This window comes from Marinobacter persicus, from assembly GCF_900114155.1.
Classification (GTDB): Bacteria; Pseudomonadota; Gammaproteobacteria; order Pseudomonadales; family Oleiphilaceae; genus Marinobacter; species Marinobacter persicus.
Genome location: NZ_FOSC01000007.1, coordinates 22,050 through 41,860, shown reverse-complemented (window position 1 = coordinate 41,860; position 19,811 = coordinate 22,050). Strand labels below are relative to the sequence as shown.

The 19,811-nt window shown below is 56.3% G+C and carries 18 protein-coding genes; all 18 read left to right on the top strand.

The genetic code is table 11. The annotated features are described in order from the left end of the window. The first annotated feature begins 133 nt into the window (after positions 1 to 133). Entirely contained in the window at positions 134 to 2,020 is a 1,887-nt protein-coding gene (mnmG, locus tag BMZ63_RS08835; RefSeq protein ID WP_091704520.1) for a tRNA uridine-5-carboxymethylaminomethyl(34) synthesis enzyme MnmG, read from the top strand. Positions 2,021 to 2,034: 14 nt separating this feature from the next. Next, the gene (gene rsmG, locus BMZ63_RS08830; RefSeq protein WP_091704519.1) at positions 2,035 to 2,694 is read left to right on the top strand and encodes a 16S rRNA (guanine(527)-N(7))-methyltransferase RsmG; all 660 of its coding nucleotides are present in this window, start codon (positions 2,035 to 2,037) and stop codon (positions 2,692 to 2,694) included. A 23-nt stretch (positions 2,695 to 2,717) separates the two neighbouring features. Next, complete coding sequence (locus BMZ63_RS08825; protein ID WP_091704518.1) at positions 2,718 to 3,512, top strand: ParA family protein; 795 nt, start codon at positions 2,718 to 2,720, stop codon at positions 3,510 to 3,512. A 60-nt stretch (positions 3,513 to 3,572) separates the two neighbouring features. After that, entirely contained in the window at positions 3,573 to 4,448 is an 876-nt protein-coding gene (locus BMZ63_RS08820) for a ParB/RepB/Spo0J family partition protein (RefSeq protein ID WP_091704517.1), read from the top strand. Positions 4,449 to 4,665: 217 nt separating this feature from the next. Beyond that, on the top strand, positions 4,666 to 5,058 hold the full coding sequence (locus BMZ63_RS08815; protein WP_091704516.1) for an ATP synthase subunit I: 393 nt from the start codon (positions 4,666 to 4,668) through the stop codon (positions 5,056 to 5,058). A gap of 18 nt (positions 5,059 to 5,076) precedes the next feature. Beyond that, positions 5,077 to 5,931 (top strand): F0F1 ATP synthase subunit A, encoded by an 855-nt coding sequence (gene atpB / locus BMZ63_RS08810; protein ID WP_091704515.1) that lies wholly within the window; start codon positions 5,077 to 5,079, stop codon positions 5,929 to 5,931. Positions 5,932 to 6,012: 81 nt separating this feature from the next. Then, entirely contained in the window at positions 6,013 to 6,240 is a 228-nt protein-coding gene (atpE, locus tag BMZ63_RS08805) for a F0F1 ATP synthase subunit C (RefSeq protein ID WP_091704514.1), read from the top strand. A gap of 84 nt (positions 6,241 to 6,324) precedes the next feature. Then, complete coding sequence (locus tag BMZ63_RS08800; protein ID WP_091704512.1) at positions 6,325 to 6,795, top strand: F0F1 ATP synthase subunit B; 471 nt, start codon at positions 6,325 to 6,327, stop codon at positions 6,793 to 6,795. Between the two features lie 12 nt (positions 6,796 to 6,807). Continuing rightward, positions 6,808 to 7,344, top strand: coding sequence for a F0F1 ATP synthase subunit delta (locus BMZ63_RS08795; RefSeq protein WP_091704511.1), 537 nt, complete (start codon positions 6,808 to 6,810; stop codon positions 7,342 to 7,344). A 28-nt stretch (positions 7,345 to 7,372) separates the two neighbouring features. After that, entirely contained in the window at positions 7,373 to 8,917 is a 1,545-nt protein-coding gene (gene atpA / locus BMZ63_RS08790) for a F0F1 ATP synthase subunit alpha (protein WP_091704510.1), read from the top strand. 69 nt (positions 8,918 to 8,986) lie between these two features. Next, on the top strand, positions 8,987 to 9,850 hold the full coding sequence (gene atpG, locus BMZ63_RS08785) for a F0F1 ATP synthase subunit gamma (protein WP_091704509.1): 864 nt from the start codon (positions 8,987 to 8,989) through the stop codon (positions 9,848 to 9,850). 51 nt (positions 9,851 to 9,901) lie between these two features. Beyond that, the gene (atpD, locus tag BMZ63_RS08780) at positions 9,902 to 11,296 is read left to right on the top strand and encodes a F0F1 ATP synthase subunit beta (RefSeq protein ID WP_091704507.1); all 1,395 of its coding nucleotides are present in this window, start codon (positions 9,902 to 9,904) and stop codon (positions 11,294 to 11,296) included. Between the two features lie 37 nt (positions 11,297 to 11,333). Continuing rightward, positions 11,334 to 11,756, top strand: a complete 423-nt coding sequence (locus BMZ63_RS08775; protein WP_091704505.1) for a F0F1 ATP synthase subunit epsilon — start codon at positions 11,334 to 11,336, stop codon at positions 11,754 to 11,756. Positions 11,757 to 11,903: 147 nt separating this feature from the next. Beyond that, positions 11,904 to 13,268 (top strand): bifunctional UDP-N-acetylglucosamine diphosphorylase/glucosamine-1-phosphate N-acetyltransferase GlmU, encoded by a 1,365-nt coding sequence (gene glmU, locus BMZ63_RS08770; protein WP_091704503.1) that lies wholly within the window; start codon positions 11,904 to 11,906, stop codon positions 13,266 to 13,268. A 28-nt stretch (positions 13,269 to 13,296) separates the two neighbouring features. Beyond that, positions 13,297 to 15,129 (top strand): glutamine--fructose-6-phosphate transaminase (isomerizing), encoded by a 1,833-nt coding sequence (gene glmS / locus BMZ63_RS08765; protein ID WP_091704500.1) that lies wholly within the window; start codon positions 13,297 to 13,299, stop codon positions 15,127 to 15,129. 141 nt (positions 15,130 to 15,270) lie between these two features. Next, positions 15,271 to 16,092, top strand: a complete 822-nt coding sequence (locus BMZ63_RS08760) for a TnsA endonuclease N-terminal domain-containing protein (RefSeq protein ID WP_091704497.1) — start codon at positions 15,271 to 15,273, stop codon at positions 16,090 to 16,092. After that, complete coding sequence (locus BMZ63_RS08755) at positions 16,076 to 18,151, top strand: integrase catalytic domain-containing protein (protein ID WP_091704494.1); 2,076 nt, start codon at positions 16,076 to 16,078, stop codon at positions 18,149 to 18,151. The genes BMZ63_RS08760 and BMZ63_RS08755 overlap by 17 nt, the downstream gene beginning before the upstream one ends. After that, positions 18,148 to 19,809: an AAA family ATPase gene (locus BMZ63_RS08750; RefSeq protein WP_091704491.1), complete on the top strand. Its 1,662-nt coding sequence runs from the start codon at positions 18,148 to 18,150 to the stop codon at positions 19,807 to 19,809. Before BMZ63_RS08755 ends, BMZ63_RS08750 begins: the two co-directional genes overlap by 4 nt. Positions 19,810 to 19,811 lie beyond the last annotated feature (2 nt).

The window sequence follows — 19,811 nt, the reverse complement described above, 5'->3', positions numbered from 1 at the left end:
AAGTTTCGGCTTTTACCCATGATTCTTTCTGGTTAAAATTTGCACATTCTGACTGCAATTTCCCCGGCGAGGCGTTATACTCGCCCGCCTGTTTTTACACCCTTTTTTTACAGCCCGTTTTCCGAGGTGAAGAGTGGATTTCCCGACCCGTTTCGATGTCATTGTCATTGGTGGTGGCCATGCCGGTACCGAAGCCGCCCTGGCGGCCGCGCGTATGGGCTCGCAAACCCTGCTGCTCACCCACAACATTGAAACCCTGGGGCAAATGTCCTGTAACCCGGCCATCGGCGGTATTGGCAAGAGCCACCTGGTGAAGGAAATCGATGCTCTGGGCGGGGCCATGGCAAAAGCCACGGACCTGGGCGGTATTCAGTTCCGGGTATTGAACAGCCGCAAGGGCCCGGCGGTGCGGGCCACCCGGGCGCAGGCCGATCGTGTTCTGTACAAGGCCGCCATTCGCCAGATTCTGGAAAACCAGCCGAACCTGATGCTGTTCCAGCAGGCGGCCGATGATCTGATTGTGGAAAACGATCAGGTGACTGGTGTGGTCACCCAGACCGGCATTCGCTTCAATGCCAAAACCGTGGTGCTGACCACCGGCACCTTCCTGGGCGGGGTTATCCACATCGGCATGCAGAACCACTCCGGTGGCCGTGCCGGTGACGCTCCGGCCAACGCCCTGGCCAAACGATTACGGGAACTGCCGTTTAACGTCGGCCGCCTGAAAACCGGTACACCGCCGCGCATCGACGCCCGGTCGGTGGATTTCTCCGTCATGCAGGAGCAGTGGGGCGACAACCCCACGCCGGTGATGTCGTTCATGGGCGACCGCGGTCAGCACCCGGAGCAGGTGTGCTGTTACGTCACCCGCACCACCGAGGAAACCCACGACATCATCCGCAGCGGCTTTGACCGCTCGCCCATGTTTGCCGGTGAAATTGAAGGGGTGGGCCCGCGTTACTGTCCGTCCATTGAAGACAAGGTAAACCGTTTCGCCGACAAGGATTCGCACCAGATCTTCGTGGAGCCGGAAGGGCTGACCACTCATGAGCTGTACCCGAATGGCATTTCCACCAGTCTGCCGTTTGATATCCAGCTGGCGGCGGTGCGCTCCATTCCCGGGTTCGAAAACGCCCACATCACCCGGCCGGGCTACGCCATCGAATACGATTACCTGAACCCGCAGGACCTGCGCCACACCCTGGAAACCAAGTTCATCCAGGGCCTGTACTTCGCCGGCCAGATCAATGGCACCACCGGTTACGAAGAAGCCGGTGCCCAGGGTCTGCTGGCGGGCATCAACGCCTCGTTGCGGGCCCAGGAAAAGGACGAATGGTACCCGCGCCGGGACGAGGCCTACCTGGGTGTGCTGGTGGACGATCTGATCACCATGGGCACCAAAGAACCGTACCGCATGTTCACCAGCCGTGCCGAATACCGCCTGATCCTGCGCGAGGACAATGCCGACCTGCGCCTGACCGAAACCGGCCGCAAGCTGGGCCTGGTGGACGACGAGCGTTGGCAGCGGTTCACCGACAAGTGCGACGGCATCCAGAAGGAGCGCCAGCGCCTGGAGAGCACCCGCATTCACCCGAATACCGAGGCGGGAGAGCGGGCCAACCAGTACCTGAAGCAGCCCATGGCGCGGGATCATTCCCTGGCCGAGCTGCTGCGCCGTCCGGAAATTGTTTATGACCACGTGGCGGATATCGGTGCCGACCGGGCCGAAGACCCGAACGTGGCTGACCAGGTGGAAATCGAGATCAAATACGAGGGCTACATTTCCCGCCAGGCGGACGAGATCGAGCGCCTGCGCAAGAATGAGAACACCGCCCTGCCGATTGACCTGGATTACGATGTGATCGGTGGCTTGTCCAACGAGATCAGGCAGAAGCTCAAGGAAGTGCGCCCGGAAACCGTGGCCCAGGCCTCCCGCATCCAGGGTGTTACGCCGGCAGCGGTCAGCCAGATTCTGGTGCACCTGAAAAAGCGGGACCTGTTGAAAAAGCAGAGTGCATAAGAAGAGTGCCTGAAATGAGTTATCCACAATGGCAAGACCAGCTCCGCCGGGGGCTGGCAGCAATGGACCTGGCACTGACCGAAAGCCAGCAGCAACAACTGCTGGCTTTTCTGGCTCTGCTTGATAAATGGAACAAGGCCTACAATCTGACGGCGGTGCGCGATGAGCGGGTGATGGTCGCGCGCCAGTTGCTCGACAGCCTGAGCATCCTACCCTGGGTGACCACCGATCATCTGCTGGATGTGGGTGCTGGCGGTGGTCTGCCGGGCATTCCGCTGGCCATTGTCTTTCCGGACAAACAGTTCACCCTGCTGGACAGCAATGGCAAGAAAACCCGGTTTCTGAACCAGTGTGTGCTGGAGCTGGGTTTGAAAAACGTCAGGGTTATTCACGGTCGGGCCGAACAGTGCCAGCCTGAGCAACCGTTCCACCAGATCAGTAGCCGGGCCTTCACCGCCCTGGAAAACCTGGTGAGCTGGTGTGGTCCCCTGCTGGCGGAAAACGGCCAGTTCCTTGCCATGAAAGGCCAGTATCCGCATGATGAAGTGTCTGCCCTTCCGGCCGGCTGGCAGGTAGAATCCAGTCATTCCCTGCAGGTTCCCGGTGCGGACGGTGAACGCCACCTGCTGATCGTCACCCGGGCAGATTCATCAACGGCTTCGGCAACCCTATAATCACTATAAAAGGAGGCACAGGCATGGCACGCGTGATTGCAGTGACCAATCAGAAAGGCGGTGTGGGTAAAACCACCACCTGCGTGAACCTTGCTGCCTCTTTGGCTGCCACCAAGCGGCGGGTATTGCTGGTGGACATGGACCCCCAGGGCAACGCCACCATGGGTAGTGGTGTGGATAAAAACGCCATGGAACTGTCCGGCTTTGATGTCCTGACCAAACGGGCCAAACCGTCCGAGGTGGTGGTGAATGTCAGTGAAGCCGAATTTGATCTGATTCCCGCCAATGGCGATCTGACCGCCGCCGAAGTGGAGCTGATGAACGAAATCGGCCGGGAACACCGGCTGCGCCTCGCGCTTAACACCGTGCGCGACAATTACGATTACATCCTGATTGACTGTCCGCCGTCACTGAACCTGCTGACCGTCAATGCCCTGTCGGCGGCCGATTCCATCCTGATCCCCATGCAATGTGAATACTATGCGCTGGAAGGGTTGGCGGCGCTGATGAGCACCGTCGAGCAAATCCGCGAAACGGTTAACCCGGACCTGCAGATCGAAGGTATCCTGCGCACCATGTACGACCCGCGCAACAGCCTGACCCTCGACGTTTCCGGACAGCTCAGTGAATACTTCGGCGACAAGGTCTACCGGGCGGTTATTCCCCGCAACGTGCGCCTGGCCGAAGCTCCGAGTTATGGCCTGCCGGCACTGAAATACGACCGCGCTTCCAAGGGTGCGGTGGCCTACCTGGCGCTCGCGGGTGAAATGGTGCGCCGCCACGGCACAAAAAAGACAGCTGCCGCCGAGGCGGTGTAACATAGACCGCCATCCGGCGGGCATGTATCCAACAAGACGAAGGGAAGAACGGCAGACACCATGGCGGCGAAAAAACGAGGTCTGGGCCAACGGGGGCTCGGCGCATTACTGCAGAACTCGAAAGTCGATCTGAACGAGGCGACCAGCAGCCACGACGGCGAGTTGCGCGAAATCCCCATTGATCTGATCCAGCGCGGGCGTTACCAGCCCCGGCGTGACATGGACCCGGCCGCCCTGCAGGAACTGGCCGATTCCATTCGCCAGCAGGGTGTGATGCAACCGGTGGTGGTTCGCCACATTGCCGAAGGCCGTTATGAACTGATCGCCGGCGAACGCCGCTGGCGCGCCACGCAAATGGCCGAGCTCGACAGTATTCCCGCCATCGTCCGGGATGTTCCGGATGATGCCGCCATCGCCATGGCGCTGATCGAGAACATCCAGCGGGAAAACCTGAACCCCATAGAGGAAGCCTTCGCCCTGCAGCGCCTGCAGGACGAATTCGGCCTGACTCAGGGCCAGGTGGCCGAAGCGGTGGGTAAATCCCGCACCACCATCACCAACCTGCTGCGCCTGATTGGGCTCACCGAAGACGTGCGAACCATGCTCGAGCACGGGGACCTGGAAATGGGCCATGGCCGGGCCATGCTCACCCTGCCACCGGAACAGCAGGTGCAGGTGGCCAAACAGGTGGTGGCCAAATCCCTCTCGGTACGCCAGACCGAAGCCCTGGTGCGCCGCGTACAGAATGAAAAGCCCGGTGAGCAGAAAGCAGACAAACCGCCGGTGGACCCCAACATACGTGCCCTTCAGGATGATCTGTCCGACCGCCTGGGCGCCCGGGTGTCCATTGCCCACGGCAAGCGAGGCAAGGGCAAACTGGTGATTGAATACACCTCACTGGATGAGCTGGACGGCATTCTCAACCACATTCACTGATTGTCGCCGGTAAATCCGGCTCTCATCCAAAAGTCCTGTAAGCGAAAGAAAACACCAGATGTGGTTGCCGGTGAATAGCACCGGCACAACTTGCTGTGACGGGGCCACCAATACCCGAAAATCTGTTTGTTTTTTGAGCGATTTTTCCGCCGGATTGTATTGAACGCGTTACGGTTAACACATATAATTCCGCGCGCTTGATTCAACAGCAGGTGAGATGACGCGTATCAAGAAGGCCATCATACAGTTGCCCCTTATAAAGTGGCTGGTTATCGAGATGGCAGCGTTGGTTATTTTCAGCCTGCTGTGGTCATTGGAAAGTCGTTTGGCTGGTTATTCCGCGTTTGTTGGCGGTCTTATATTTGTCATACCAAACGTTTATTTTGCCCACCGGATGTACCGGTATCAGGGCGCACGGCACGCGCACCTGATGGTGGGCAGCATGTTCAGGGCAGAAGGCGTAAAGCTGGCCCTTACCGCAGTGGGTTTTGCGGCAGTTTTCATCTTGATGGAGCCAGTCCATGTACCGGCTCTGTTATTCACTTTTGCTGTAATGGTTGTTCTCAGTGGTGTTCTGCACTTCCTGATTCAACCTAAACGACAGCTATAGACTGGACGTGAGAGCAGTATGGCAGCTGATACCCCAGTAGAGTATATACAACACCACCTGACCAACCTGACCTACGGTAAACTCCCGGAAGGCTATGAGCGTGCCGATGGCACCGTGCTCCAGGAAGCAACCTGGACCATGGCCCATACCGGCCAGGAAGCCTCCGACATGGGCTTCATGGCGTTTCACGTAGACACCCTGGGCTGGTCCATCTTCATGGGCATCCTGTTTCTGGGCCTGTTCCGCATGGTCGCCAAGAAAGCCACCACCGGTGTGCCGGGCGGCCTGCAGAATGTGGTCGAGATGACCTTCGAATTCATTCAGGGCATTATCCGCGACGGTTTCCACGGTCGAAACCCGGTCATCGCACCGCTGGCGCTGACCATCTTCGTGTGGATCTTCCTGATGAACAGCCTGAAGCTGATTCCGGTGGATTTCATTCCGCAAATCGCCCACTTCCTGGGTCTTGAGTACTTCAAGATCGTACCGACCACCGACCCGAACGGTACCTTTGGTATCTCCATCGGTGTATTCCTGCTGATTATTTTCTACAGCATCAAAGTGAAAGGCGCAGGTGGCTTTGCCAAAGAGCTTTCCTTTACGCCGTTCAACCACTGGGCACTGGTTCCGTTCAACCTGGTGTTGGAAATCCTGGGTCTGTTGACCAAGCCGCTCAGCCTTGCGCTGCGTCTGTTTGGCAACATGTACGCCGGTGAGGTAGTGTTCATTCTTATCGCGATTCTGCCGTTCTGGGTACAGTGGACGCTGAACGTGCCATGGGCGATCTTCCACATTCTGGTTATCACCCTGCAGGCGTTCATTTTCACAACCCTTTCCGTGGTTTATCTGAGCCAGGCTCACGAAGACCACTAACGGGCAGCCGACAAGTTTCGAAATAAAAACCTGGAAAATCTTAAATCAACCTTTAATCAACTGAAAGCTAAGGAGTTTTAAATGGAAATCGTATTCATCGCAGCTGCTATCATCCTGGGTTGTGGCGCTCTGGCTACTGGTATCGGCTTCGCTCTGCTGGGCGGCAAGCTGCTTGAATCTTCTGCTCGTCAGCCGGAAATGGCTCCGTCTCTGCAAACCAAAACTTTCATCATGGCTGGTCTGCTTGACGCCGTACCGATGATCGGTGTTGGTATCGCGATGTACCTGATCTTCGTTGTAGCTGGTTAATTTCGCCCGAAAGGCCTGGGCGCTGAACCGCAGCGCCCGGTTTTCCGGAAACCAGGACGCAACGAATAGCAAGAGGTATATGTCGTGAATATAAACCTTACGTTGATAGGGCAAGCAATTGCCTTCGCTATTTTCGTCTGGTTCTGCGTCAAATATGTATGGCCGCCGATCACGGCTGCCATGGAAGCGCGCCAGAAGAAAATTGCCGACGGCCTTTCTGCTGCGGATCGGGCCTCTCTCGATCTGGAACTTGCGCAGGAAAAAGCCTCGAAAGAATTGCAACAGGCAAAAGAGGAAGCTGCAGCCCTGATTGACCAGGCCAACAAGCGTGCCGCCCAGATCGTCGAAGCCTCCAAGGACGACGCTCGCAAAGAAGGCGACAAGCTTATTGAACAGGCCAGGGCCGAAATTCAACAGGAGCGTATTCAGGCTCGCGACGCACTGCGCAAAGAAGTGGCCACTCTGGCCATCGCCGGTGCCGAAAAGATTCTGGAAACCTCTGTAGACGCCAAAGCTCACAGCGAGATGCTGGACAAGCTGGCCGCAGAACTCTAAAAGAGGGTCATCATGGCACAACTGACTACGTTAGCCCGACCCTACGCGAAAGCCGTATTCGAAGCCGCCAAAGACCAGAATGCCATTGATCAGTGGGATCAGGCGCTGGCTTTCGCGGCTGTGGTCGCGGCTGACCAAGAGGTAGCGAACATTCTGGCCAATCCGGGCCTCTCTGAGCAGCGTAAAGCGGAACTCTTCGTGGACTGTTTTGAAGAGCCGCTGCCGGAAGCACTCAGAAACTTCCTGTTGATTCTTGCTGAAAACAAGCGTCTGGCTCTCGTGCCGGAAATTTCTGCTCTGTTCCATCTGTACAGATCGGACTTTGACCAGTCCGTAAGCCTGACAATCGATACCGCCTTCGAGCTGTCTGCCGACGAACAGCAGAAGTTGATCGACGCGTTGTCCAAAAAACTGGAGCGTAAGGTCGAGCTTGAAACCGCGGTGGATCAATCGTTGATTGGTGGCGCGGTAGTACGCACAGGCGACCTGGTTATCGACGCTTCAGTCCGTGGCAAGTTGGCCAAGATGGCCAAAGCTCTGGGCTCCTGATTTCAGCACAAGGTTTGAGGACAAAGGCATGCAGCAACTGAATCCATCCGAGATCAGTGACATCATCAAGAAGAGAATCGAAAAGCTCGATATCTCTTCCGAAGCTAAAAACGAAGGTACGATCCTGTCCGTTTCCGACGGTATCGTACTGATCCACGGTCTTGCCGACGTTATGTACGGCGAGATGATTGAATTTGCCAACGGCACTTACGGCATGGCTCTGAACCTGGAGCGTGATTCCGTGGGCGCGGTTGTACTGGGCGACTACGAAGATCTGGCCGAAGGTCAGAAGGTTCGTTGTACCGGTCGTATCCTGGAAGTTCCGGTTGGCCGTGAACTGCTGGGCCGCGTTGTTGACGGTCTGGGTAACCCGATCGACGGCAAGGGCGAGCTGGGCAACAGCGAAACCTCACCGATCGAAAAGGTAGCACCTGGCGTTATCGCCCGTCAGTCCGTTGATGAGCCGGTACAGACCGGTCTGAAGCCGATCGACACCATGGTACCCATCGGTCGTGGCCAGCGTGAGCTGATCATCGGTGACCGCCAGATCGGTAAGACCGCCGTCGCCATCGACGCGATCATCAACCAGAAGAACACCGGCATCAAGTGTATCTACGTAGCTATCGGCCAGAAGCAGTCTTCCATTGCTGCGGTTGTACGTAAGCTTGAAGAACACGATGCGATGGATCACACCATCGTTGTTGCGGCGGGCGCCGCTGATCCGGCTTCCATGCAGTACCTGGCCCCGTACGCCGGTACCTCCATGGGTGAATTTTTCCGCGACCGCGGCGAAGATGCTCTGATCGTATACGATGACCTGTCCAAGCAGGCCGTTGCGTATCGTCAGATCTCCCTGCTGCTGCGTCGTCCGCCGGGCCGTGAAGCATTCCCGGGTGACGTATTCTACCTGCACTCCCGTCTGCTGGAGCGTGCTTCCCGGATCAACGCCGACGAAGTTGAACGCCTCACCAACGGCGAAGTGAAAGGCAAGACCGGTTCTCTGACCGCGCTGCCGATCATCGAAACCCAGGCAGGTGACGTTTCCGCTTTCGTACCGACCAACGTGATTTCCATCACCGACGGTCAGATCTTCCTGGAAACCAACCTGTTCAACTCCGGTATCCGTCCGGCGATGAACGCGGGTATCTCCGTATCCCGTGTGGGTGGTTCTGCCCAGACCAAGATCATGAAGAAGCTCGGCGGTAACATTCGTCTGGCCCTGGCCCAGTACCGGGAACTGGCGGCATTCGCCCAGTTCGCTTCCGACCTCGACGAAGCAACCCGTAAGCAGCTGGAACACGGTCAGCGCGTCACCGAGCTGATGAAGCAGAACCAGTACAGCCCGATGTCCGTTGCGGAAATGGGTACCGTACTGTTCGCAGCCAACGAAGGCTTCCTGGACGATGTTGACGTAGACAAGGTTGTAGCATTCGAAGCGCAGCTGCTGGACTGGATGCGTTCCGAGCAGAAAGAGCTGCTGGACCAGATCGGCCCGGATGGCAACTACAACGACGACATCAAAGCTGGCCTGAAAGCTGCTCTGGAGAAATTCAAGACCACTCAGAGCTGGTAAATCCAACGGGCCCGCCGAGTGCGGGCCTGATGGTGCATTTGAGTGTCTAACTTGAAAAGGCAGTGACTTATGGCCGTCGGAAAAGAAATACGTAATCAGATCGGAAGCATCAAGAGCACGCAGAAGATCACTTCCGCCATGGAAATGGTGGCGGCAAGTAAAATGCGTAAGGCTCAGGAGCGTATGCAGGCAACCCGCCCGTACGCTGAAAAGATGCGGCAGGTAATCGGGCACATTGCCAAGTCCAACAAGGATTACCGTCATCCGTTCATGCAGGAACGCGACGTCAACCGCGTAGGCTACATTGTGGTCTCCTCCGACCGTGGCCTGTGTGGTGGTTTGAACACCAATACGTTCAAGCTGCTGGTTCGCGAAATGCGTGAATGGAAAGAAAAAGGTGTTGAGACCGACATCTGCGCCCTGGGGCAAAAAGGCGCGTCTTTCTTCCGTAACTACGGTGGCAAGGTTGTAGCGGCGGTTACCCACATGGGTGACAACCCCTCTGCAAACGAGCTGGTAGGCAGCGTTAAGGTCATGCTCGACGCCTTCGAAGAAGGCAAGATCGACCGCTTGTACCTGGTAAGCAATGAGTTCGTGAACACCATGACTCAGAGCCCCAAATCGCTGCAGCTGCTGCCCCTGCCGGAAGGCGAAGACGAAGATGTGGGTCACCAGTGGGATTATCTCTATGAGCCGGATTCACGTCCGATTCTTGACGGGCTTTTGCCACGTTATATCGAATCCCAGGTGTATCAGGGTGTGGTAGAGAATCTGGCCTGTGAACAGGCTGCCCGGATGATCGCCATGAAGAGCGCGACCGACAACGCCGGTAGCATCATCGATGAGCTTCAGTTGGCCTACAACAAGGCCCGTCAGGCAGCCATCACCCAGGAGATTTCGGAGATTGTAAGCGGCGCGGCTTCTGTTGGTTAACGCTTACAACCCTACTGGTTTTATTGACTACTAGATAACGAGGAACCGAGCATGAGTAGCGGACACATCGTTCAGATCATTGGCGCGGTTATCGACGTGGAATTCCCACGTGACGCCGTGCCAAGCGTTTATGACGCACTGCTGCTTGAAGGTGGCGATACAACTCTGGAAGTCCAGCAGCAGCTGGGTGACGGCATTGTACGTACCATCGCCATGGGCAGCACCGAAGGCCTCAAGCGTGGCCTGAAGGCAACAAACACCGGCAACCCGATCTCCGTACCGGTTGGTACGAAGACTCTGGGCCGTATCATGGACGTTCTGGGTCGTCCCATCGACGAACAGGGCGAAATCGGCGAAGACGAGCGTTGGGCTATCCATCGCAAGGCTCCGGGCTATGCCGACCAGGCAGCCTCTGCCGACCTGCTGGAAACCGGTATCAAGGTTATCGACCTGATCTGCCCGTTCGCCAAGGGTGGTAAGGTTGGCCTGTTCGGCGGTGCCGGCGTAGGTAAAACCGTAAACATGATGGAACTGATCAACAACATCGCGAAAGAGCACTCCGGTCTCTCCGTATTCGCCGGTGTTGGTGAGCGTACCCGTGAAGGTAACGACTTCTACTACGAAATGAAGGACTCCAACGTCCTTGATAAAGTAGCGATGGTTTACGGCCAGATGAACGAACCCCCCGGGAACCGTCTGCGCGTAGCCCTGACCGGCCTGACCATGGCCGAGAAGTTCCGTGACGAAGGCCGTGACGTACTGTTGTTCGTGGACAACATCTACCGTTACACCCTGGCCGGTACCGAGGTATCCGCACTGCTGGGCCGTATGCCGTCCGCGGTAGGTTACCAGCCGACCCTGGCCGAAGAGATGGGCCAGCTGCAGGAGCGGATCACTTCCACCAAGACAGGTTCCATCACGTCCATCCAGGCGGTATACGTACCGGCGGATGACTTGACTGACCCGTCTCCGGCGACCACCTTCTCGCACCTGGACGCAACCGTAGTACTGAGCCGTGACATCGCTTCCAAGGGTATTTACCCGGCGATCGACCCGCTCGACTCCACCTCCCGTCAGCTCGACCCGCTGGTGATTGGTGAGCAGCACTACAACGTGGCCCGTGGTGTTCAGAACGTTCTGCAGCGTTACAAGGAACTGAAGGACATCATCGCCATTCTGGGTATGGACGAGCTGTCTGAAGAAGACAAGCTGACCGTAGCCCGCGCCCGTAAAATCGAGCGTTTCCTGTCTCAGCCGTTCCATGTTGCTGAAGTATTCACCGGCGCGCCTGGTAAATACGTGTCTCTGAAAGAGACCATCAGCAGCTTCGAAGGCATCCTTAACGGTGACTACGACGACATGCCGGAGCAAGCCTTCTACATGTGCGGTACCATTGAGGAAGCAATCGAGAAGGCTAAGGCAATGAAAGAGAAAGAAGGCAAGTAAACCCCTTCTTTCCTTTCTGACGCAAGAGGCGTAAGACATGGCTATGACCGTACATTGTGACGTCGTAAGTGCCGAGGAAAAGATCTACTCCGGGCTGGTAGAGATGCTTATCGCTACCGGCACCGAGGGTGAGCTTGGCATCCAGCTGGGCCATGCTCCGCTCCTGACCGAGCTCAAGCCCGGTTCGGTGCGGATCATCAAGCAGGGTGGCAGCGAGGAGATCCTGTACGTTTCCGGGGGTTACCTGGAAGTACAGCCCAACCTCGTGACCCTGATGGCCGACACTGCGATTCGCGCCAAAGACGTGGACGAAGCCGCAGCACTGGAAGCCCAGAAGGAAGCCGAGAAGGCACTGGCGAACAAAACAGGCGAATTCGAATACTCCCGGGCCGCCGCCGAGCTGGCAGAAGCCGCCGCTCAGCTGCGTACCATCCAGAAACTGCGCAAGAACCTGCGTTAAGCAGGCTTGTGTCGGTGCCCGGAGTGGCCTGACGATGAACCGCATCCGCGGGTGGAAGTGGTTCTGTTCCTCCAGGAACAGGACTCCTTTCGCCGGGAAGCGGTTTTTTTATTTCTACCGACCAAGAAAACCGGAGCGTAACGCCCCATGACCCCGTTACACGTTGTGATTCTGGCCGCCGGCCAGGGCTCAAGGATGAAATCCGCACTGCCCAAGGTGCTGCACCCGGTAGCCGGCAAACCCATGCTCCACCATGTGGTTGATACCGCCCGCCAGCTGGGCGCGGAGCAAATTCACACGGTAATTGGCCACGGCGCCGAAGCCGTTCGGGCGTCTTTGCCGGACAATTCGGTGAACTGGGTCATGCAGACCGAACAGTTGGGCACCGGCCACGCGGTTGCCCAGGCACTTCCGCACTTGCCGGACAACGCCCGGGTGCTGGTGCTGTACGGCGACGTGCCGCTGACCGCAAGAAACACGCTGGAAGCCATGGTCTCTGACCTGGACGAAAGCAACCTGGCGCTGCTCACCGTGGATATGGCAAATCCCCACGGCTACGGCCGGATTGTCCGCAACGCGGCCGGTCAGGTGCAGGCGATTGTCGAACAGAAAGACGCCAGCGCCGAACAGCAGGAAATCAAAGAGGTCAACACCGGCATACTGGCTGTGTCCGCAAAACACCTGAAAGACTGGCTGCCGACGCTCTCCAACAGCAATGCCCAGGGCGAATACTATCTGACCGATATCATCGCCATGGCCGGCGACAAAGGCTTGTCGATCACCGTTTCCCAGCCGCTCAATCCGTTCGAAGTTCAGGGTGTGAACAACCGTCTGCAACTGGCGGAACTGGAACGTTGGTACCAGCGCCAGCAGGCGAATCGCCTGATGACCGAAGGCGCCACCCTCGCCGATCCGGCCCGCCTGGACGTACGCGGCGAGGTGACCATCGGGAACGACCTGTGGATCGATGTGAACGTTGTTTTTGAAGGCAAGGTGACGCTTGGCAGCAACGTTAGCATTGGCCCGGGTTGCGTGATCAAGGACGCCACCATTGCCGACGGTGCCACCATCAAAGCCAACTCGGTGATTGAAGGCGCCAGTGTGGGCGCCAATGCCGAGGTTGGCCCCTTTGCCCGTCTGCGGCCGGGCACCGAACTGGCGGCCAACACCAAGGTTGGCAACTTTGTGGAAACAAAAAAAGCGGTCATCGGCGAAGGCAGCAAAATCAATCACCTCAGCTACGTGGGTGATACCTCAATGGGTCGTAATGTAAACGTGGGTGCAGGCACCATCACCTGCAATTATGATGGGGTGAACAAGCACCGGACGGTGATGGGTGATGGCGTATTTGTGGGTTCAAACAGCTCACTGGTGGCACCCGTTATCCTTGGCCAGGACGCGACCATCGGCGCGGGTTCCACAATCACCCGTGATGTGGGCGATAACGAACTGGCCGTGGCCCGCGGCAAGCAGCGCAACATTACCGGCTGGGAACGGCCGAAAAAAGCCTAACGACAGATAACCAACAGGTGACATCAGCATGTGTGGGATTGTAGGAGCGGTTTCTGAACGGGACGTTCAGGGAATTTTGCTGGAAGGACTGCGCCGTCTTGAGTATCGCGGTTACGACTCCGCCGGTATGGCCGTGGTCAATGGCAGCAACCAGACCCAGCGTGCCCGGGAAGTTGGCAAGGTGGCCGCCCTGGCCGACGCCGTTACCGCCCACCCGCTGGAAGGCCACCTGGGCATTGCCCACACCCGCTGGGCCACCCACGGCGTGCCGTCCCAGGTAAACGCCCATCCGCACATGTCCGGTGAACGCCTGGCCATTGTTCACAACGGTATCATTGAAAATTACCAGGAACTGCGCGACGAACTGAAAGCCGAGGGCTTCGAGTTCACCTCCCAGACCGACACCGAAGTGGTCGCGCACCTGATCGAAAAGCACTACCGAAAGCTGGGCAAACTGTATGATGCGGTAAAAGCCGCCATCACCCGCCTGCGCGGTGCCTATGCACTGTCTGTGGTGCATGCTGATGAGCCGGATCACATGGTGGTGTGCCGCGAGGGCAGCCCCCTGGTGGTGGGCGTGGGTATCGGCGAGAACTTCATTGCCTCCGACCAACTGGCCCTGTTGCCGGTGACCGACCGTTTCATGTTCCTGGAAGAAGGGGACATCGCCGACATCCGCAGGAACAGCATCGAGATTCACGATCGGGAAGGCACACCGGTTGAACGGGACATCACCCGCTTTGAGCATGGTGCCGATTCCGCCGACAAGGGCGAATACCGCCACTTCATGCTCAAGGAGATCTACGAGCAACCGAAAGTGATCAAGGCCACCATGGAAGGCCGGGTTACCGGTTCCCGCGTGCTGGAACAGGCCCTGGGCACCGAGGCCGCCAACCTGCTGGACAACGTGCGGCACGTACAGATCATCGCCTGCGGCACCTCATACCACGCCGGCATGGTGGCCCGTTACTGGATTGAAGAGCTGGCCGGCGTGCCCTGCTCGGTGGAAGTGGCCTCCGAGTTCCGCTACCGCAAACACGTGATCCAGCCAGACACCCTGTTCCTGTGCATATCCCAGTCCGGCGAAACCGCCGACACCCTTGCTGCCCTGCGCCAGGCCAAGAAAGCAGGCTTCCGCGCGGCGCTCGCCATCTGCAACGTGCCGGGCAGCTCGCTGGTGCGCGAATCCGACCTGGTGATCATGACCCAGGCCGGCCCGGAAATCGGTGTGGCCTCCACCAAGGCGTTTACCACCCAGCTTACCGCGCTGCTGATCTTCACCCTGGCCCTGGCCCGTCACAATGGCCTTGCCGAAGACAAGGAAGCGGAAATCGTCAAAGCCCTGCACCTGGTGCCCGGGCAGGTTAGCGACATCCTGGCCCTCAATGCAGGCATCGAAGAGATGTCCAAAGCCTTCATGGATAAATTCCACAGCCTGTTCCTGGGCCGGGGCTCGCAATTCCCGGTGGCCATGGAAGGGGCGCTCAAGCTCAAGGAAATCTCCTACATCCACGCCGAAGCCTACCCGGCCGGCGAACTCAAACACGGCCCGCTGGCGCTGGTGGACAGCGAAATGCCCGTAGTCACCGTGGCGCCCAATAACGACCTGGTTGAAAAACTCAAATCCAACCTGGAAGAAGTGCGCGCCCGGGGCGGCGAACTGTTTGTCTTCGCCGACAAGTCCGCTGGCGTGCAGGAGGAAGAGGGCATTCACGTGATGCAGTTGCCGGAAGTGCACGAAATCACGGCGCCCATCGTCTACACCGTGCCGCTGCAGCTGCTGTCCTATCACGTGGCGGTGCTGAAGGGCACTGACGTGGATCAGCCGCGGAATCTGGCGAAGAGTGTGACGGTCGAATGATTCGCCGGCTGCTGATGACCGTCTCTGTGGGGTCATAATAAAGTTGGTAACACCATAAAAGAGTTGGTAACTTTATAATAAAGTTGGTAACTAGCGGCCTATGTGGCAAAGTTAGGCTATTCTCCTCGGGAGTGATAGGGAATGGCCAACTACAAACTCGACAAGAAAACCCAGAAGTGGATCAAAGAAGAACGTGGTAAAGGCAGCGGTAAGGATTACCATCCATGGCTGACCGTCAGAGATCTATCTTCCAGGGGGCGCTCGCATCGAGTGATGGGCCACCTGACAGGACGAACTCATCATTTCTTCTCAGATACAGAGTTAGCCGCGTTCCTGCTACTTGAATGGAACCCGGATGTCACCGACATCCGTGAACAATTTCCTCTCCGAATAGAAGACACCCTCTCAGTGGCTGAGCAAGCCAATATTCGCCACCCCGAAGCAGGCGGATACCATCAGATCATGTCCAGCGATTTTGTGGTTGACCTTTCCACGCCTTCCGGGCCAAAGAGATTCGCCGTTCAGGTGAAAACCTCGCCCGACCTCATGGATTCGCGCACAGTCGAAAAACTGGAAATTGAGCGCCGGTATTGGAAACGTAAAGGCATCCCCTGGTATCTGATAACCGAGAAGCAGATGCCTCCTATCGTAATGGCAAATCTGGATCTGCTTTACTCGGCCCGGGTCCAAAGTGAGAGCCTGGAGATCCTATTCCAGAGTTTGCCAATCTATGTCGAGGTGTTGGCAAACAATCCTAATGCCAGGCTATCCGATGTCGGCATGATGGTTGACCATTCCTATTCACTGGAGCCAGGCACATCGCTCGCAAGATTACGGGCGCTGGCAGCTTTAAGGGCATTGACGTTTGATATATCCATTCCCTGGATCAAGCTGGTATCACAAGACTTACAGGTGGTTGAGGACATCGCGCTGCTGAGGGCAAGTTATGCTGCGAATCAATGACGTCTTCCAGCTGGAGCAGGAACGGCATCGCATATTGGCACTGGCGGACCAACATGTGCTCTGGATAAATATTGACTCAGATAAAGCATGGCCGGAGTTGGTAAGAACCGCTGAGATCGAACAATGGATACTTGATGAATCACTGCGCCGGGTAGAAGATCCCTATCAGGAGCTTGCCGCACTGATCGTCGAACAAGGCAGTAAAGCCCAGGTGATTCGGGATCAGCGATATGAATTAATAGCTCCTCTGCTTGCTGATGAAGAAATTTATTACCGTAGTGGCAGGGGCCGGTTAGTTCAGTCGCGTAGCGATGAAACTGGCACACCCAGGAAATCGCTTTATAAAAACCTTCGGCAGTACTGGCAGCGCGGTGCAATGCCCAACGCTCTGTTGCCGGATTACCGAAAATCCGGGGGAAAAGGGCAGAAAAAAGTTTCCAAGAAGAAACTGGGTCGACCCCGGAAAACCTCACCGGGTACCGGGATTACCGTTGATGCCTCCATCGAAAAGATGTTCCGTCTGGTACTTGATCGCTACTATGTGAACGACAAAGGCCATTCCCTGCCATACGCCCATAGACGATTCATCGACATGTTCGAGGCCGCCAACCCGAATGTGCAGCCCGAAGATTATCCAACAATTGCTCAAATAAGATATTTCTATCACCGAGAGTATGAGAATGCCGACCGCATTCGCCTTAGAGTAAACAGAATCTCCTACCAAAAAGATATTCGGCCCTTAATAGGGACTGCCACAGCAGGAGTGGTGGGGCCAGGCTCAAGGTATGAAGTTGATGCGACGATTGCCGATGTTTACCTGTTATCGGCCGACCGGCAACGAGTCATCGGTCGTCCTACTCTGTATGTGGTGGTTGATGTTTTTAGCCGCATGGTGACCGGCTTCTACATCGGTTTGGAAAACCCATCCTATGTGACAGCAATGAATGCACTGTCTACGTCGATGTTAGACAAGTCTGAACTCTGTGCCCGTTATGGCGCGGAGATTACTTCAGAGCAGTGGCCAACCGTTGGCGTGCCAGATGCGATTCTCGCGGACCGTGGGGAATTACTGGGGCACCAGATTGAATCCCTGGAAAAAGCATTTGGCGTGCGCATTGAGACCACCCCGCCATACCGGGGAGATGCAAAAGGCATTGTCGAGCGTTATTTCCGAACCCTCCAAGCAGAATTCAAGCCGTTTACGCCCGGTGTGGTAACAGGCACAAAAGTTAGAAAGCAGGGCGGAAAGGACTACAGGCTGGATGCAACGCTAACTCTGGACGATTTCACCCAAATCATGGTCGCCTCGATTCTTCACCGAAATCAATATGCCGTGTTGTCGAAGTACGACCGTGATCCGGATATGCCAAACGATATGGCGTTAACCCCGCTCAATATCTGGAATTGGGGCATAAAGAATCGAACTGGTCGGTTGAAGAACGTATCGGAACAAGCCCTGCGGATTGCTTTGTTGCCGCGTCAAAAAGTCTATCTTTCTGATCTGGGGGTTAGTTGTTTTGGCGCTTACTACACGTCGAAGGAGTTGTTAGCCTCCGGATGGCTCCACCGTAACGGAGAACGCAGAGTCACAGACCTTCAGGCAGCCTACGATCCTGCAGTGGCTGATCATATTTATCTGTTCCCGGAAAAAGACAGTTCGGAATACTGGGTGTGTTCTCTGACCGATCGCTCACGCCAGTTTCGCGGCAAGTCCATGTGGGAGTTATGGACCAGCCAGGAAGAACAGCGAAAAGCCACGAGCGCCGCAAAAGTGGCCGAGACAATCAGTAAACGGGACCTGGAAAATCTGGTCAGCAACACCATCAAAAACGCCGAGCGTTCCCGTCCCACCATCAATAAACAGCAATCCAAAGCCGAAACGGTCAGGGGCATACGAGATAATCGCAAGCAAGAGCGAGATGCTCAAAGGGCCGAACAGACAAAAGCCCGGCAGCCCGACAATAGGAAACCGAAATCTGATGTAACCTACCTACATGGCAAACCCGACGATGGCGCCTATCCGGATTTACTGGATGAGCTGTTTGGAGACGACGAATGACCTTACCTTCCGGCATGGTAACTGCTGTTTACCAGGACACGGGAATACCGTCATACCATGGAAATCCACTGATTGAGGCTTTACCGCCAATTCCAGACCGTAAACAGCTCATAGCCGGGCTCAGTGAGACCACGGAGCTCCGACCGTCCGAAATATATCTGGACGGTCAGAGACGGGTTCATATCATCTCCCAGCTACTGGACGGCTTCTTTCAGCCGCTGGCACGCCATATTGAGCTGGAAGCAAAAATCTCGATCATGCTGCGCCAGGGGTACGTGGGTCGAAACATTGCTACTGGCGACCTCTCGGCCCACTTACAGAACGGCTATGAGCGCATCAAGAGTGGAGACTTGAAGGCATTCCGGTTTGACCATGTTGAGTCGACTGCGAAAAGCTTGGCGTTTATCGGGTGCTCGGGCTCCGGGAAAACCAGCTCTCTGAACCGTATTCTGGCAACGTATCCCCAGATGATTCACCACCCGGAACACAATTTCACACAGATTGTCTTCCTGAAAATCGACTGCCCCCACGATGGTGCTCTCAAGAGCCTATGCCATAACTTTTTCCGGGAAATCGATTCCATTCTAGGAACAGATTATGTCCGGCGCTACGGAGAAAAACGCCACGGCGTAGAAACAATGATTGCGTTGATGTCGCAGCTGGCAAACACCTATGCGATTGGCTTACTGGTCATTGATGAAATTCAGCACTTGAATGTTCGCGCCTCAGGCGGAGCGGAGAAAATGCTGAACTTCTTCGTAACGTTGGTAAACGAGATCTCCGTGCCGGTGGTAATGGTCGGAACACCAAAGGCTCGACCTGTCTTTGAAACCGACCTGAGGTCTGCTCGGCGCGGGGCGGGGTTTGGCTCCATATTATGGGAACCCCTGCGCCAGCCCACAGCTGAAGAAAATGTAGATCGAACCGAATGGGGCGCATTCACAAAAAAGCTCTGGAAGTACCAGTGGCTGACCAAAGCCAGTGACACTATGCCGGATGATTTAAGGGATCTTTGGTTCGACTTGTCTCAGGGCATCATGGATGTCGTCATCAAGTTGTTCGTGTTGTCCCAGATACGGGCGGTTGTAACAGGCACGGAACGAATCACGCCCAATATCATGAAAAAGGTTTATCACGACGAACTGAAGCCGATACACCCGATGATGGAAGCTCTGCGTTCCGGAGACCCGAGCAAGATAGCCCAATACTCAGACCTCACGATCCCTGATGTGGATAAGAAGATTTTGGAGCTCAGTACCCTCCTGGATTCAAGCAAAGACCAGATCCGGAAATCCGTTCAGTACAACGGCAACGATCAGGCAATTCGGCTGCACAACCTGCTGGTTGATATGGGCCATGAATCAGACCTTTTGGAACCGTTAATTCAACGAGCGTTCGAGGAGTACCCTGACCTACAGCTGAAAGACCTGATGCCCATCATTCTTAACTGGTACCAGTCTTCCGAGAAGACGCTACCGGTGACGGGAAAGCAAAAAATCAAATCGATTAAAATGAAAGAATGGCACACCCTTGAGTCAGACGATTTGCGCTTTATGCACTCCCAGGCGGCGAACGAGGACGAAATGCTGGATGCCGCGCGTCAATCGGGTCTGGTTTTTAACAGCGACGAGTGGCTCGGTTTTGGTAACCAGGCTTAGCT